This window comes from Granulosicoccus sp. 3-233, from assembly GCF_052681095.1.
In genome coordinates, this window is record NZ_JBQYLE010000012.1 from 169,387 (window position 1) to 185,623 (window position 16,237).

The 16,237-nt window shown below is 59.5% G+C and carries 16 protein-coding genes; 1 reads left to right on the forward strand and 15 read right to left on the reverse strand.

The genetic code is table 11. The features are described 5' to 3' along the window. Positions 1 to 166 precede the first annotated feature (166 nt). From ACUNV4_RS25345 to murJ, 9 genes are all read right to left on the reverse strand, one after another. The gene (locus tag ACUNV4_RS25345; RefSeq protein WP_430881444.1) at positions 167 to 517 is read right to left on the reverse strand and encodes a pentapeptide repeat-containing protein; all 351 of its coding nucleotides are present in this window, start codon (positions 515 to 517) and stop codon (positions 167 to 169) included. Between the two features lie 63 nt (positions 518 to 580). After that, on the reverse strand, positions 581 to 1,462 hold the full coding sequence (locus tag ACUNV4_RS25350; RefSeq protein ID WP_430881445.1) for a carbohydrate ABC transporter permease: 882 nt from the start codon (positions 1,460 to 1,462) through the stop codon (positions 581 to 583). A 12-nt stretch (positions 1,463 to 1,474) separates the two neighbouring features. Next, positions 1,475 to 2,503, reverse strand: a complete 1,029-nt coding sequence (locus ACUNV4_RS25355) for a carbohydrate ABC transporter permease (protein ID WP_430881446.1) — start codon at positions 2,501 to 2,503, stop codon at positions 1,475 to 1,477. A 51-nt stretch (positions 2,504 to 2,554) separates the two neighbouring features. Beyond that, positions 2,555 to 3,802, reverse strand: a complete 1,248-nt coding sequence (locus tag ACUNV4_RS25360; RefSeq protein ID WP_430881447.1) for an ABC transporter substrate-binding protein — start codon at positions 3,800 to 3,802, stop codon at positions 2,555 to 2,557. 114 nt (positions 3,803 to 3,916) lie between these two features. Beyond that, positions 3,917 to 4,870, reverse strand: a complete 954-nt coding sequence (gene ispH, locus ACUNV4_RS25365) for a 4-hydroxy-3-methylbut-2-enyl diphosphate reductase (protein ID WP_430881448.1) — start codon at positions 4,868 to 4,870, stop codon at positions 3,917 to 3,919. A 135-nt stretch (positions 4,871 to 5,005) separates the two neighbouring features. Beyond that, on the reverse strand, positions 5,006 to 5,509 hold the full coding sequence (gene lspA, locus ACUNV4_RS25370) for a signal peptidase II (protein WP_430881449.1): 504 nt from the start codon (positions 5,507 to 5,509) through the stop codon (positions 5,006 to 5,008). Between the two features lie 2 nt (positions 5,510 to 5,511). Then, positions 5,512 to 8,346: an isoleucine--tRNA ligase gene (gene ileS / locus ACUNV4_RS25375; protein WP_430881450.1), complete on the reverse strand. Its 2,835-nt coding sequence runs from the start codon at positions 8,344 to 8,346 to the stop codon at positions 5,512 to 5,514. A gap of 43 nt (positions 8,347 to 8,389) precedes the next feature. Continuing rightward, a complete protein-coding gene (gene ribF / locus ACUNV4_RS25380; RefSeq protein ID WP_430881451.1) occupies positions 8,390 to 9,319 on the reverse strand; it encodes a bifunctional riboflavin kinase/FAD synthetase in 930 nt (309 codons plus the stop codon). A gap of 31 nt (positions 9,320 to 9,350) precedes the next feature. Next, positions 9,351 to 10,904 (reverse strand): murein biosynthesis integral membrane protein MurJ, encoded by a 1,554-nt coding sequence (murJ, locus tag ACUNV4_RS25385; RefSeq protein WP_430881452.1) that lies wholly within the window; start codon positions 10,902 to 10,904, stop codon positions 9,351 to 9,353. Between the two features lie 80 nt (positions 10,905 to 10,984). Between murJ and rpsT the strand changes: the two genes are divergently transcribed. Next, positions 10,985 to 11,248, forward strand: coding sequence for a 30S ribosomal protein S20 (gene rpsT, locus ACUNV4_RS25390; protein WP_430881453.1), 264 nt, complete (start codon positions 10,985 to 10,987; stop codon positions 11,246 to 11,248). A gap of 65 nt (positions 11,249 to 11,313) precedes the next feature. Here the strand turns inward: rpsT and proB are convergent, their stop codons facing one another. From proB to ACUNV4_RS25420, 6 genes are all read right to left on the reverse strand, one after another. After that, positions 11,314 to 12,435: a glutamate 5-kinase gene (gene proB / locus ACUNV4_RS25395; RefSeq protein ID WP_430881454.1), complete on the reverse strand. Its 1,122-nt coding sequence runs from the start codon at positions 12,433 to 12,435 to the stop codon at positions 11,314 to 11,316. After that, positions 12,428 to 13,519, reverse strand: a complete 1,092-nt coding sequence (gene cgtA, locus ACUNV4_RS25400; protein WP_430881455.1) for an Obg family GTPase CgtA — start codon at positions 13,517 to 13,519, stop codon at positions 12,428 to 12,430. The genes proB and cgtA overlap by 8 nt, the downstream gene beginning before the upstream one ends. An 84-nt stretch (positions 13,520 to 13,603) precedes the next feature. Next, positions 13,604 to 13,873, reverse strand: a complete 270-nt coding sequence (rpmA, locus tag ACUNV4_RS25405; RefSeq protein WP_430881456.1) for a 50S ribosomal protein L27 — start codon at positions 13,871 to 13,873, stop codon at positions 13,604 to 13,606. Between the two features lie 39 nt (positions 13,874 to 13,912). Continuing rightward, on the reverse strand, positions 13,913 to 14,227 hold the full coding sequence (gene rplU, locus ACUNV4_RS25410) for a 50S ribosomal protein L21 (RefSeq protein WP_430881457.1): 315 nt from the start codon (positions 14,225 to 14,227) through the stop codon (positions 13,913 to 13,915). 253 nt (positions 14,228 to 14,480) lie between these two features. After that, positions 14,481 to 15,371, reverse strand: a complete 891-nt coding sequence (locus tag ACUNV4_RS25415; RefSeq protein WP_430881458.1) for an ABC transporter permease — start codon at positions 15,369 to 15,371, stop codon at positions 14,481 to 14,483. A gap of 30 nt (positions 15,372 to 15,401) precedes the next feature. After that, positions 15,402 to 16,169: an ABC transporter ATP-binding protein gene (locus ACUNV4_RS25420; protein WP_430881459.1), complete on the reverse strand. Its 768-nt coding sequence runs from the start codon at positions 16,167 to 16,169 to the stop codon at positions 15,402 to 15,404. Positions 16,170 to 16,237 lie beyond the last annotated feature (68 nt).

The window sequence follows — 16,237 nt, forward strand, 5'->3', positions numbered from 1 at the left end:
TCCGCAGTCGTCTGACTGTCTGTAAGGGCAGTATGGGAATGCTGCGGACAATATGCAAATATCTTGAGAAAAACGCGTGATATGTGCAAACAAGGAAATTCTACGACTATTCAGTATGAAAAATCGTTGTTCAATGCACGTGTTGTGCAGACCAAATTCAGGTTTTTCAGTTTTTTCCTGTCTGCGCTGCGAAGGCGTCCAGCAGCTCGGTAACCAGAATGCCGTTGATGGTCATGCCTTGCAGATTGGCATTGCTGATACTGACGTTCGAGAAATTGATGTTGTCGAAACGCGCGTTCTGCAGATTGATATCGTGAAACCGGGCCTCGGACAGATTGACATCGTCGAACTCGGCGCGGCTCAGATTGGTATCGCGGAAGCTGGCATCACTCAATACGGCAAAGAACCGTGATTCACTGAGGTTGACGCCATCGAAGTTCGTCTGGCTCATGTTTGCCCGGGAGTAGGTCTGACCGTGCAGGTCGGGGCCGTCGAATGGGTCGCGTCTGTCGTTCATTTGCGGGATCTTCCCTGGGTGTTGAAGGAACTGCAGTCGGCACTGCAGACGTGTTGGCCGGGCTCAACCCTTGACGGCACCCGCGGTCAGGCCGCTGACGATCTGCCGCTGGAACAGCAGGATCAGGATGCAGAGCGGTGCAATGGAGGACACGGCCGCTGCCACAGCATACATGACCTCACCTTCGGACTGAGTCGTGCCCAGGAAGCTGGCAACTCTGGGGATCATGGTCTGGTTGTCCTGGCTCAGTAGAATCGAGGTCACCGTGAAGTCGTTGTAGGACAGCAGGAAGCTGAACAGGCCCGTGGTGATGATGCCGGGCCACATCAGCGGGATGACGGTCAGTCGAAACGCCTGGAACTGGGTGCAACCGTCGATCATGGCGCTTTCATCGATCTCGCGTGGAATGTTCAGAAAGAACGCGTGCAGCATCCACAGGGTGAACGGTTGATTGATGGCCACGAGGACAATGATGCTGGTTGGCAGGTAGCCCCAGATCTTCAATTCGAAGAAAGGTAGAAGATAGCCGGACACCAGAGTGATATGTGGCATGGCCCGAAATACCAGGGCTGCAATCAGCAGCCAGAAAGCGTAGCGGAACCCCGAGCGAGCCAGGGCGTAGGCACCGAGCAGACCGATACCCAGGGACAATACAACCACGGATACGGTGACGATCAGTGTATTCAGCGTCGCTTTCCAGAAGGCCTTCTCGATCCAGGCGCCGTAGTAGGCCGAACCGGAAAACGCGCTGCCGGTACGATCGATGGTGTTCGGGCCATGCAGGGCGTTTTTCCAGTCGGCAGGTGACAGAAAGTCCGCTTCCAGCTTGAACGAGCCCCACAGTGTCCAGGCAAAGGGAAAGGCGGCGACCAGTACCCACAGCAAGACCACTGTCAGCGACAGGAGACCCAGCGCCATGGAGCGGGAATTGAATGGTCTGTTCATCAGGGGCATCACTCAGACTTGCTGTCTGAAGTCGCGCCAGCTGCGTCGAAGCATGGGAAGCAACAGGATGATGATGCCGATGATGGTCATCAGGGAGGTTGCCGACGCCGAACCGTACAAGGGGCTTTCCTGGCCGCGCAGATCACTGTAGATCTGATAGCTCAGGGAGGTGGCATTGGCCTGGGCACTCAGACCGACAATCGGTTCGAAAACGCGAAAATTGTCCATCAACTGAACCAGCGCCACGAAGATCGCCAACGGCATCAGGTGAGGAATGATGACATAGCGAACCCGCTGCAGGGCATGGGTACCATCGACTCGGGCAGAATCCAGTATGTCCTTCGGCACGGTCTGCAGACCGGCGAAGAAGATGATGAAGCTCAGTGGTATCGAGTGCCAGACACCGTAGACGAAGAGTGTCACCCAGGTCAGCACGGGAGAGGCTTTCAACGACAGTTGCGGATCATCGAACAGCAGTTGCAGATTGGCGCCGATGATCCCCTTTGCATCGATCATCCAGAACAGGACCAGAGATCCGATCAGTGGCGTCACGATCATGGGCAGCAGGGAAAAGAAGATCACCGGTCCACGCAGCAAGGCTGGCAACTGGTTGACGGCCAGGGCAATGATGAAGCCGAACACGATGACCAGCGGTGTGACGATGGCCGTGTAGGCAAGGGTGAAGCTCAATGCCTTGTAGAAGGGAAGATTGAGCAGCTGTCCGACAGCCTGTGACAGAGTGCTGCTCTGCTGCCAGATGGTGCCGATCTGCTCAATGGCCAGGTGGTTGGCATCAAGGTAGGTGCCCAAGCCATTGAATCTTCCCAGCGGCTGATCTTCCCGCAGCGTCTTCATGGCCTCGGCATCGACTTGCATTTCCAGGCGGCAGCCGAAGGGGCCACAGTTCTCTACCGCTTTCATGACCTGCTCATGCTCGACGAAGAGCGACTGCACGGCCACCGAGATCAGTGGCAGTGCAATGAAGAGCAGCATGACGAGCATTGTCGGCAGCATGAACAACAGGAATTGCCGATGCCTCATTGTTCGAGTCGTGTCAGCTGGCAGCGTAATGCAAGTGTGCCAAGTGCATGGTCATTTCAGGTAGCCGGCTTCCGTGGCCGCTGCCCGGTAGGCCTGTGTGGCATCGGCCAGTGCCTGCTCGGCACTCTCCTTGCCTTGCAGGAATTCGATCAGGTTCTCGGACAGGGCGGTGTGCAGCAAGCCCATGTAGGGCAGCATGGGAAACGGTTCGGCTCCGGCCTCGACGGTCAGGAACGCACCGGTGGAGGCGGCCGTTGGCTGGTAGCCTGCAATCAACCAGACGGCTTGCTCTGCGGAAGTTTCCAGCAGTTCTGGTGAAATCGCATGCATCATGGCCTGAAATGATGCTTCAGCGTCTTCGTCCGAGATGTTGCGGGCGATCGTGAAGCCCACCCACCAGAGATAGCTGGCGGGTGTGGTGCCACCGGCAACCGTGGGTGCAGCGCCGAAGGCCGAGTTGGCGATGACCTCGGGCGCAGAGCTGCCCTCCGGATCGATGATGCCACCGGGGCGAGAGCTCCAGCCATTGTAGATGGCCAGTTCTCCGGCGGCCCAGCGACGTGAGACTTCATTGGTATCGAAAGTCGCGAACTCCGGGCTCATGTATTCGGACAGCTCCTTGAGCATGTTCAGCGTCCTGACACCCTCTTCACTGTCAATGCGGGGTTCAGCGGAATTGTCCTTGAACAGTTCACCACCGAAACCCTGGTACATGTTCAGGAACTCGGTGCCCAGATCCCAGCCGGGTTTCAGGTTCAGTGCCAGTGGATATTCCTTGATGCCCTGTTCACGCAGAGCTGCAGCCACTGTCAGAACTTCCTCATAGCTCTCTGGTGGTTCGACCCCGGCTGCCTCGAGCAAGTCCTTGCGGTACCACAGATGCTGGGTATTGACCATGAAGGCAATGGCCATGACCTTGCCATCGATCCGGATCAGCTGATGGTCCTGCAATGCGGGTCTGAACTTGTCGATGAGCGCATCGAGCGGCCGTACCAGATCCTCATTGAGCAATGGCGGCAGGGAATTGTTCGGCACAATGGCAACGGTATAGGTGGCAGGCTCGGCACTCAGTGCCGGGACCTGGATGTTCTTGTGCTCTGCGGTCTGGTTCGTGGTGATCTGTACGGTGTCGCTGGCGCATGCCACGGCTCTGTCGGCAACGACATGCATAGCTTCGAAATCGTCGGACAGTATGCTGACTCTGCCCTTGTCGATGCCGCAGTCAGCCTGCGCCGAGGCCAGGCTCATGGTGCCGAGCAGAAGGCTGGCTGCGGCGGTGGATTTCAACAGGTGCTTCATGGGGTTCTCTGGGAATGGTGCGTGCGAGGCAGGTGCTGTGCCCCGTCTGCCCTCGTACGCCGGGTTGCGACACAAGCGCAGGATTCGTCGGTGAGAGGGCTGCTTACAGAACAGTCAGCTGGCGGATCTGTCCATGCGGCGCAGAGGTTTCGGAATCGAGAAGGTGATCGTCTCGCGTATGCCATCGTACTCGACAGCAGGCTGCCCGCCTTCTGCACGCAGTCGCTCGATCACCTCGTTGACCAGAATCTCGGGAGCTGATGCACCAGCGGTGACCCCGACGCTCTGTTTGCCGGCCAGCCAACGGCTGTCGATATCCACTGCTCGGGTGATCAGGCGTGATTCGACGCCTGCACGTTCTCCGAGTTCTGCCAATCGGTTGGAATTGGAGCTGTTGCTCGCCCCGACGACCAGCAGCAGATCGACCTCTTCGCACAGCTTCTTGACAGCATCCTGGCGGTTCTGCGTGGCGTAGCAGATATCATCGCGATTCGGTGCGGCAATGGCGGGAAAGCGCTTGCGCAGGGCATCGATGACATCCTGGGTATCATCCACGGACAAGGTCGTCTGTGACACGAATGCCAGGCCTTCCGGGTCCCTGATTTCCAGTGTCTCGACATCCGACGGCTTTTCCACCAGGATGATGCGGCCACCATTGCTGGTGTCATAACGTCCCATGGTGCCTTCCACTTCAGGGTGTCCGGCGTGACCGATCAGGATGACTTCCTTGCCCTGACGTGCGTATTTCACGACTTCCAGGTGAACTTTGGTGACCAGCGGGCAGGTGGCATCGAACACCTGCAAACCCCGTCCATGCGCCGCGCTTTCCACGGCATGTGAAACGCCATGGGCACTGAAGATGACTGTCGCATTGTCCGGTACTTCATCCAGTTCCTCGACGAACACCGCGCCCTTGTCCCGTAGGCCATCAACCACGTACTTGTTGTGCACGACTTCGTGACGCACGTAGATGGGCGCCCCGTGAATCTCGATGGCGCGCTCGACGATTTCGATGGCGCGGTCAACACCGGCACAGAAGCCGCGTGGATTGGCGAGTAGAATTTTCATGGTAGTCAATCCTGGTTAATGGGGCTGAACCCGGCCGCGCTGTAACGGCTGCAGTCTCTGCCAGCCTGCGCTGATTCCGGCGACCGGTCCTGTGTTCGAACTGGTCGTGCGATCATCCGTCAACAGCGCCCTGAATCAGGACGCCGGCTTGTCTTCGTGCTTTTCGGCTGTCGGGTCGTTCTTCTCGAACAGGGTCAGACACAGCAGCAGCACCGTACCGCAGCTTATGGCGGCATCGGCAATATTGAAAGAGGGGAAGTAGCTGGTATTCCAGTACACCTGAATGAAATCCACGACATAGCCGTAAACGGCACGATCGATCAGGTTACCGACTGCCCCACCCAGAATCAGGGCGATGGCAACACTCAGCCAGCGCTCTGCCCGTGTCATGCGAAACAGCCAGACGCACAGCACGATGCTGACGACCAGGCTGATGGCTGTGAAGAACCAGCGCTGCCAGCCTCCCTCGTTATCCAGAAAACTGAAGGCAGCACCGTAATTGTAAGCCTTGGTGATGTTGAAGAAACCGGTCACCGGAATCTGTTGATACATCTCCAGCGAGCGATCCGCCCAGATCTTGGTGATCTGATCGAGTATCACGATCAGAATCACGATGCCATAGCGCAATGCGTGAGACATGATCAGGCAATGGATCGCTGTTCGCCGCTGCCGTGTACATTGCTGATGCAACGACCGCAGACGTCCGGATGCTCGCTGTCAGTACCGACATCCTCTCGCAGATGCCAGCATCGAACGCATTTCTCACCGCTCGCCTTGCTGGTCTGTACGGCAAATTCCAGTCCGCTGGCGCTGTGCATTTCTGCCTCCGCCGGTTTCTGGTCCAGGGATTCCACTGCCGCTGTCGATGTGATGAACACGAAGCGCAGTTCATCACCCAGTCTGGCCAGAATCTGCGCCAGCGCATCGGAGGCATAGACGGTCACACTGGCCTCCAGAGCGCCGCCGATGGTACCTGCGCTTCTGAGGTTTTCCAGTGACTTGGACACTGCTTCACGTACCTGGGTCACTGCCTGCCAATCAGCCCGACTCAGCAGGGCGTCATCGTCCAGAGCCGGCAATGTCTCGAGGTAGGTCTGGGTGAATGGCGTCGGTGAGCGCGTACTGCGATCGGTTTCCGACTGTTCGCGCAGATGCTGCCAGATTTCATCGGCCGTGAAACTCAGAACCGGTGTGATCCAGCGTACCAGGGCATCGGTGATCTGGTACATGGCTGTTTGCGCCGAGCGACGGCCGAGGCTGTCGGCGGGCATGGTGTACTGGCGGTCCTTGATGATGTCGAGATAGAAGCTCGACATGTCGACTGCACAGAAATGGTGAATGGTCTGGTACACCGTATGGAACTGATAGGCCTCGTAGGCTTCATGAACCGTGCTCTGTGTGCGCAGGGCGCAATCCACGGCCCAGCGATCCAGCGCCAGCATGTCTTCGGGCGCAACCGTATGCAGGTCGGGGTCGAAGTCATCGATGGCACTGAGCAGGTAGCGGGCGGTGTTGCGGATGCGGCGATAGGCATCGGCCATGCGATCCAGGATCTCGTTGGATACCGTCATTTCACCGCGATAGTCGGTCGAACTGACCCACAGACGCACGATGTCGGCACCGAGGGTTTTCAGCAGCTTCTGCGGAGCGATGATGTTACCCAGGGACTTGGACATCTTGCGACCCTGCTGGTCCACCGTGAAGCCGTGAGTCAGTACCTGGCGATACGGGGCATGGCGATTGATGGCAACGCTCGTCAGTATCGAGGAATGGAACCAGCCACGATGCTGGTCAGAGCCTTCCAGATAGATATCGGCCGGATAGCTCAGTTTCTCGTCCTGTTGCAGGACATGCATCCAGGAGGTGCCGGAGTCGAACCAGACATCCAGCACATCCGTCACCTTGTCATAGTCATTGGCATCGTCGCCCAGCAACTCGGCTGGATCGAGATCGAACCAGGCCTGAATGCCCTGTTCGGCAATGCGCTGTGCCGCCCTCTCCACCAGAGCCGTGGTGTCCGGGTGCAGTTCACCGGTTTCCTTGTGCAGGAACAGCGTGATGGGCACCCCCCAGTAGCGTTGACGCGAAATGCACCAATCGGGGCGGCCGGCAATCATGCCATGAATGCGTGACTGGCCCCAGTCAGGGATCCATTTCACCTTGTCGATTTCGGCCAGGGTGTCGCGCCGCAGGCCTTCGGTGTCCATGCCGATGAACCACTGCGGCGTGGCGCGGTAGATGATGGGGGTCTTGGTGCGCCAGCAGTAGGGGTAGCTGTGCTGATACTTTTCATGTTTGATCAGACGGCCGCGGCTCTCCAGTTCCTCGATCATGTGAGCGTCCACTTTCATGACATGCTCGCCACCGAACAGCTCGACGTGGTCTCGAAAGACGCCGTGATCATTGACGTAATCCAGCAGACCCAGGCCATGGGCCTTGGCGGCGTAGAAGTCGTCGACGCCGTGATCCGGCGCCGTATGCACGGCACCGGTGCCGGCATCGGTCGTCACGTAGTCACCCATGATGAGCAGGGAATCGCGTTCATACAGCGGGTGCTTGAACAACTGCCCCTTGAGTGATTCACCTGCAGCGGTGGCCACCGTGCTGTAATCGCTGAACCCGTAACGTGCCATGACATCATCGACCATGGCCTCGGCCATGATCAGGCGCTCGCCATTGACGGCCACCAGCGCATATTGCAGCTCGGGGTGCAGCGTGATGGCGAGATTGCCCGGGATGGTCCATGGCGTGGTGGTCCAGATGACGATATTGACCTCGCTGCCATCATCCTCGGCGCCGAAGATGTTCAGCACGGCTGCCTGGTCGCGCGGGGCGAAACGCACATCGATGGCGGTGGAGGTCTTGTCCTCGTACTCGATCTCGGCCTCGGCAACGGCGGAATGCGCACCCCAGCTCCAGTAGACCGGTTTGGTGCCCTTGTAGACATGCCCGGCTTCGATGATCTTGCCCAGCGCTCTCACGATGTTTGCCTCATTGGCAAAGTTCATGGTCAGATAAGGCGCCTGCCACTCACCCAGAATGCCCAGGCGCTGGAATTCCGTGCTCTGGTTGGCAATCTGTTCGCTGGCGTATTCCCGACAGCGTGCGCGAAACTCGGCTTCGGTGACATTGCCGCCGGGTTTGCCGATCAGCCCTTCCACCTTGTTCTCGATGGGCAGACCGTGGCAATCCCAGCCCGGCACATAGGGCGAATCGAAACCGGCGAGCTGCTTGGACTTCACGATCATGTCCTTGATGACCTTGTTGACCACATGGCCGATATGAATATCGCCGTTGGCGTAGGGAGGTCCGTCATGCAGAATGAACTTCGGGCGGCCCGCCGAGTGCTCGCGAATGTGCTGGTACAGGTCCTGCTCGTTCCAGCGCGCCAGCATTTCCGGCTCGCGTTTGGCCAGATTGCCCCGCATGGGGAAATCGGTCTTGGGCAGGTTCAGCGTCTTTTTGTAATCGGTCACGTGTGTCTTGCTTCGTCAGTCGTACAAAGTGGGTCAGTGTAAGTCATCTGCGGCTCATGAGTTCGCGTGCAGCGTCCGCATCGCGCGCAATCTGTGCCTTGAGTTCGTCCAGTGATGCAAATCGCTGTTCATGACGCAGTGCTTCGAGAAAATCGATGGCCAGATGATGGCCGTAGAGCTGCTCCTCGGCATCCAGCAGATGCACTTCCAGCAACAGTTTGTGTCCGCCGACCGTGGGTCGTTCACCGAGATTGGCCACCGCAGCATGGCGTCGGCCAGTGTCCTCGTCGTGCGCCCAGGCTGCAAAGACACCGCGTAGCGCCGGGCGATGACGGCCCAGAGCCACATTGGCGGTGGGAAACCCCAGTTGGCGGCCAACCTTGTCGCCGTGGACGACTCGTCCGCTGATGCGATAGGGGCGACCGAGCAGAGTGGCGGCCTCGCTCAGCGCACCATTGCGTAAATGATCCCGGATGAGCGTACTGGACACACGTTGATTACCAGAAATACAGGTCGGGCTCTGTTGCAGGGTGAATTCATGTGTTTTCGAGGCGGCTTCGAGCAGCTCGAAGTTGCCCAGACGCCGGTGCCCGAAACGAAAATCGTCGCCAATGACCAGGTGTCGGGCATGCAGGGTGTCGATCAGTACCTCATTGACGAAGTCATCAGCCGACTGTGCGGCAAATTCGTGATCGAAGTCCAGCAGCAACAGGCGCTCGATGCCGGCGGCCTTGATGCTGTTGTAACGGTCGCGCAGGCCCTGCAAGCGAGCCGGAGCGGCCTGCGCCACGAAATATTCATGCGGCAGCGGATCGAAGCTGATGACCGTGCTTGCCAGCTGGCGTTCGCGCGCCGTTCGGACCACCTCGTCGAACATGGCCTGATGTCCGAGATGAGCGCCATCGAAATTGCCAATGGTAATGGCGGTATCAATGGCATCCGGCCAGTTGCCGAGGCCTCGAATCAGTTGCATGGTATCGCTGTCATGACGGATGGATGGAGGTTCATGGGCTCGCCAGTTGTCGAGGACGGATGCCGGCCAGCAGCAATCCTGCTGCGTAGACGAGGCTGCCGCCCACGATTATACCGAGGAGAGTTCCCAGCCTACCAAGCGCGCCCATTGCCTGCCACTGAATCTGCGTACACAGCAGCAGCAGGACCGTCAGCGCGAGCAGTCCAGGCAGGCTGCGACGCATGAACTCCCAGACGCTGGCAGAGATCGTGTAGATCTCATCGGCTTCGAGCCGACGATAGAGCATGATGGCCTGTTGCCAGGCGGCCACCGAACTGGCCAGCGCCAAGCCCGTATGCGGGGCAATGAAATCCAGCCAGATCATCGGCAAGACGAACAACAGGTTGTAACCCATGTTCGCGACCAGAGCGATGATGCCTATGCGTACCGGGGTCCGGGTGTTCTGCCGGGCGAAGAAGGCCGGGGCGAAGATCTTGACCGCCAGGAAGGCCGGTAGTCCGGCGCCATAGGCGATCAGGCTGTAACTGGCCATGTTGGCATCGCCGGGCGTGAATTCTCCGTAGCCGAACAGGGTCAGCAACATCGGCCTGGCCAGGATCATGAGGCCGATGGCCGCCGGCAGACCCAGGATCACCAGCAGACGCAGGGCCCAGTCCAGCGTTCGACGAAATTCATCAGGGGTATCGAGCGAATGTTCGCGTGAGAGTCTGGGCAGGATGATCGTCGCCAGGGTCACACCCAGCAAGCCCAGCGGGAATTCCATCAGGCGATCGCTGTAGTAGAGCCAGCTCAGACTGCCGGCTGTCAGAAAGGAGGCAATGATGGTGTCCAGCAGCAGATTGATCTGCGCTACCGAGGAGCCGAGAATGGCCGGTGCCATGAGCTTCAGGATGCGTCTGACCCCCGGGTGCTTCCAGCCCCAGCGGGGCCGGGGAATCAGGCCGATCTGTCGCAGGAAGGGCAGTTGCAGAAACAGCTGCACGGCACCGGCGGCGAAGACCCCCCAGGCGAGCGCCACCACGGGCGCCTCGAACATCGGGCTGAAGGTCAGGGCTGCCGCAATCATGCAGATGTTGAGCAGCACCGGCGTGAACGAGGGCACCGCGAACTTGCCGAAGGTGTTGAGCATGCTGCCGGCATAGGCAACCAGACTGATGAAGAACAGGTAGGGAAAGGTAATGCGCAGCATGTGGGTGGCCAGCTCGAAGCGCTCAGGCTCATCGATGAAGCCCGGTGCGAACAGCATGATCAGCAGCGGACTGAGCATGACCCCCAGTGTGCTCACCAGCAGCAGGATGACGCTGAGTGTGCCGGAGACATGCGCCGCCAGATCGATCATGGCCTCGCGGCTGCGGGTTTCCTTGTACTCGGTGAACACCGGCACAAAGGCCGTGGCGAAGGCACCCTCGGCAAACAGGCGACGCAGAAAATTGGGGATCTTGAAGGCCACCAGAAACACATCGGTGGTGGCACCGGCACCGAACACGATCGCGAGAACCTGGTCACGAACAAAGCCCAGCACTCTTGAAAGCAGGGTCATCAGGCCCACAATGGACCCGGATCGAACAAGATTTGCCGGTTTCATGAAATCTGTCGTTGACGTCTTGCAAAAGGCGGTGGATAATGGGCGGCTGAATTCAGTAATGTCAAGTTAGAGGATAGTCCGTGGCAAACACAGCTCAGGCGCGTAAACGCGTCCGTCAGGCAGAAAAATCCCGTCAACGCAATGCGAGCCAGCGCTCCATGATGCGTACGATGGTCAAGAGAGTATTCGCAGCACTTGCAACCGGTGACAAGACCGCGGCAGAGGCAGCCTACAAGGAAGCCGTACCCGTTCTGGATCACATGGCTCGCAAGGGGCTGATTCACAAGAACAAGGCAGCCCGATACAAGAGCCGTTTCAACGCTCAGGTTCGCGCTCTGGCGTAATGCCATCCGGGGCTGCAAGGCCCCGGCGTTGTACCTGGCTTGCCGCTGAATCTCCAGAGGCTGGTTCACCGGAAAACGATCATGTTGTCCCGGTGGACCAGTTCCGGTTCGCTGGCAAAGCCCAATAGTTGTTCGAATTCTTCGCTGGATCTGCCCAGCACCTTGCGTGTGTCCGATGAGTTGTAGTTGCTCAGTCCGCGTGCTATTTCCCGGCCGCTCTGGCTGACGCATGACACCAGCTCGCCGCGTGAGAATTCCCCGCTGCACTGGCGAACACCCACAGCCAGCAGGCTGGAGCCACGGCTCTGCAGCACATGGCAGGCACCATCATCCAGTACCAGTGTGCCCTTCGCTCGCAGATGATCGGCCAGCCAGCGCTTGCGTGCGTCCACCGGCTTCTGGTCGCTGGTCAGCATGGTGCCCAGTGGTTCTCCCTTGCGCAGCCGCAGCAGGATGTCGGTTTCACGCCCATTGGCAATCACCGTGGTGGTGCCGTTCTGCGCCGCTCTGTCAGCTGCCAGTACCTTGGTTCGCATGCCGCCGCTACCCAGGGTCGAGCCCGGAGGTCCGGCCAATGCCAGTATGGCGGGGTCGCTCGCATTGGCGCGTTCCAGCAGGCGCGCATCGGGATTGCTGCGCGGGTCCTTGTCGAACAGGCCATCCTGATCGGTCAGCAGGACAAGCACGTCGGCGTCGATCAGGTTGGCCACCTGGGCGCCCAGTGTGTCGTTGTCACCCAGCTTGATCTCGGCGGTAGTGACCGTATCGTTCTCGTTGACGATGGGAAGCACTCGATGCCTGATCAGGGTGGTCAGTGTGCCACGTGCATTCAGGTAGCGTCGACGGTCGGCCAGGTCGTCATGCGTCAGCAGGATCTGTGCAGTGAGCCGGTTGAAGCGTTCGAAGCCGGATTCGTAGGCGCGAATCAGCCCCATCTGTCCGACGGCGGCGGCGGCCTGCAATTCGTTGACCTGTGTAGGGCGCTGTGCCAGCTTCAGACGAGCGACGCCTTCGGCGATGGACCCGCTGGAGACGAGTACCACTTCCAGGTCGTCAGCCATCAGCGCGGCGATCTGCGTTGTCCACTGACCGATGATGGCGTGGTCCAGGCCCTTGCCGTCGGCCGTCAGGAGCGAGCTGCCTACCTTGACGACCCAGCGCCGGGTCGTACGCAATCTGTCACGCATCGTCCGTGGAGACCTCGTCCTCCTTGCCGGAGCTGCTCTTGCCGCTTGCCTTGGCGGCGGCCTCTTCATCCTGCTCGCGTAATCTTTCCAAATGATTCATGATGTCAGCTGCCAGGGTCCGGGTGCCGTTGCCACTTGCCGCCGATACTCGATGGACGGGCCCTTTCCATTCCAGCTGCTGCACGATCGCATCGCAATGCGCGTCGACATCGCTCTCGGGCAGCAAGTCGGTCTTGTTGAGAACCAGCCAGCGCTCCTTGGCGTGCAGCACTTCGCTGTGTTTCTTCAGCTCCTTGACAATGGAGATGGCACCTTCCACCGGGTCGCTTTCGTCGATCGGCATGACGTCGATCAGGTGCAGCAGGATCCGAGTGCGGCTCAGGTGCTTCAGAAAGCGCACTCCAAGGCCGTGCCCCTCTGCGGCGCCCTCGATGAGTCCGGGAATGTCGGCCATCACGAAGCTGCGGTGTGGTTCGATGCTGACAACGCCGAGATTCGGGTGCAAAGTGGTGAACGGATAGTCCGCCACTTTGGGGCGCGCCGAGGAGAGCTGCCGAATCAGGGTGGACTTGCCGGCATTGGGCAGGCCCAGCAGGCCCACATCGGCCAGAACACGAAGTTCCAGCAGCAGTTCACGACGTTCGCCCGGTGTGCCATCGGTGGTCTTGCGAGGGGCCTGGTTGGTGGAGCTCTTGAAGCGGGCGTTGCCCAGTCCATGCCAGCCGCCCTTGGCCACCTCGATGGTCTGTCCGGGGTGTCGCAGATCGGCAATCACCTGGCCATTGCTGCGATCGGTGGCAACCGTTCCTACCGGCACATCGACGATGCAATCCTTGCCGCCGGCGCCCGAGCAATTCTGGCCACGACCATTCTCGCCACGCTCTGCAAGGTAGGTGCGCTGGTGACGAAAGTCTGCCAGGGTGTTCAGGCTTTCAGTCGCTCTCAGGAAGACGCTGCCACCATCACCGCCATCGCCACCGTCAGGTCCGCCACGCGGAATGTATTTTTCGCGCCGGAATCCGAGCGCGCCGTTGCCTCCATCACCGGCTATAACGTTGATTCTGGCTTCGTCGACGAATTTCATGGGTTTGTGTCCGGGCAAAGAAAAACCCGCACTGGGCGGGTTTCGCTGTCGTCCTGCTTGTTACCTTGGAAGTAACCGAGGGCTTCAGCCTTCGACGGCTGCCGGGATGATGTCAATGAACTTGCGGTTGTTTGCGCCGCGCACATTGAAAGTGACAACACCGTCTGCCTTGGCGAAGATGGTGTGATCCTTGCCGATGCCGGTGTTGACACCCGCGTGAAAACGAGTGCCGCGCTGGCGAACGATGATGTTGCCTGCTACCGCGTTTTCGCCGCCGAACATCTTCACGCCCAGACGTTTGGATTCTGAATCGCGACCGTTGCGAGTACTACCGCCTGCTTTCTTGTGTGCCATGACTGATTACCTGACTGGATTCTGTACGAAGGGCTGTGTTCAGCCGGCGTTGATGCCGGTGATCTGCAGCTCAGTGTAGTTCTGACGATGTCCTGCCTGCTTGCGATGATGCTTGCGGCGACGGAACTTGATGATCTTGACTTTGGCGCCACGGCCATGAGACAGCACCTTCGCGCTGACTGAGGCGTTGGCTACCAGAGGTGCGCCCACATTGACTGATTCGCCACTGCCGACCATCAGCACTTCGTCCAGAGTGACGTCGCTGCCGGCTTCCGCCTTGATGGTTTCGACCTTGAGACGGTCACCTTCGCTTACTCGGTACTGCTTGCCACCGGTTTTGACTACCGCGTACATGATTACTGGTCCTGAAACTGGGGCCCAAACTGACATCGGGCCTTTGCGCAATGATATGCGGCATCTACCGCGAACAGCCCGCTACTATACCGGCAGACTATCGGATTCGTCAAGCATGGGGAATGCACAAAGTGTGCAATCTGACAAGCCCCGAATCGACATCCTCCGGTATCGGCAAGAACTGCGAACAGATGCACTCGATGGGAGGCAGCTGCGGGTCCTCAGGCTAGCTTGATGGCGCCAGGCGTCGGTTTCAACTGCGCCAGACAAGTATTCTGCGTTCGATCCAGGCAATCATGCTACTGATCACAACACCGAGAATCGACAGTATGACGACTCCGGCAAACAGTCTTTCCAGATCGTACAAGGAGCCGGCTTCGAGGATGTAGGCGCCAATTCCGTATTCGGCCCCTAGCATTTCGGCGGCAACCAACAGGATGATGGCAATGGCCAGGCTGACTCGCAGGCCGGACAGGATGCCGGGCATGGCGCCAGGCACGATGATCTTGCGCACGATGGAGAACCAGCCTAGACCGAAGCTCTGCCCCATGCGCACCAGCGTGCGATCGACATTGTCCACGGCTGCGTAGGTTGCCACGACAGTCGGGGTGAAGGTGCCGAAGGCAATCAGGGCGTATTTGGACGCTTCGTCAATGCCGAACCAGATCACGAACAGGGGAAGCAGGGCAATCTTGGGAATCGGGAACAGGGCTGCCACCACGGGTACCAGGCCCGCGCGTATCAGCGAGAACAGGCCGATGAGAATGCCGACAGCCACCCCGAACGTGATGCCGAACAAGGCGCCGATCAGCAGGCGGCTGAGCGAGGGCAGAAGGTGCTTCCAGAGCAGTCCGCTGCTCCACAGTTGCTGGAAGGTGGCGATGACATCGGACGGTCGAGGCAGGGTCAGATTCGAGATGTAGCCCTGGCGACTGCCCCACTCGATACCCAGCAGCAGGACGGCAAATACCAGCAGGGCAACACCTCGAATCGGTTTTGGTGAAAAGCCACCGCCACGAAACGGAACCTCGATGTCGCTGGTCGGCGGCTCGGCGGCGACCGCACCACGCCGGGTGTGCTCACTGCCGGTCGTGCTGCTGTCCCGGTCAGGGCCGGTCGACTGGTCATTGCCTGACTCAGACATGGGCTGGCTCGTATTGTTGCGTCTGACGGATCATGAACTCAGCAGCTCCCGTTCTGCCTGTTCTGCTTCATCGCGCATCATCTGCCACAGCTGGCGTCGCACCTGTTCCAGTTCGCCGCTGTGCGGGTCCCGCTCGATCAGCGCTTGTTCGATGCGCACGGTCTCGAAGATGCGGCCCGGTCGGCGCGAGAGTACGACGATCTCATGCCCCAGGCGAACGGCCTCGGACAGATTGTGTGTGACGTAGACGCCGGTGAAGGGCGCGTTGGTCCAGAGCTGCACCAGATCGTCCAGCAGCAGCTCGCGCGTCTGGCTGTCCAGCGCTGACAGAGGCTCATCCATCAGCAGGACGGCTGGATTGACAGCAAGGGCTCTGGCGATGGCCACACGCTGTTTCATGCCGCCGGAGAGCTGGCGCGGCAGGGCCGCCCTGAAGTCACTCATGCGGGTACGCTGCAGTACCTCATCGATGATCTGCTGTCGTTCTGTGGCAGGTAGCGAGTGGTCCTCGAGCACCAGAGAGATGTTCTGTTCCACGCTGCGCCAGGGCAGCAGGGCAAAATCCTGAAAGATGTAGGTCAGTGGATTGAGACAGCCGGGCGGGGCCTCTCCCAGCAGCCGGATGGAGCCGGCAGTCGGTTTTTCCAGCCCGCCCATCAGGCGTAACAGGGTCGACTTGCCGCAACCCGAAGGCCCGACCAGGCACAGTATGCGCCCGGCTTCGACCTTCAGATCGATATCCTGAAGGACGGTCGTCTTGTCGTAGGCGTGGCTGACGCCTCGCAATTGCAGTTGCATGCAGTCCTGTTAAGCCGATGAGCCAGTGAGGGAGCTCTCCGGGCGCCATCAGGGCGTCCGGGTTGCCT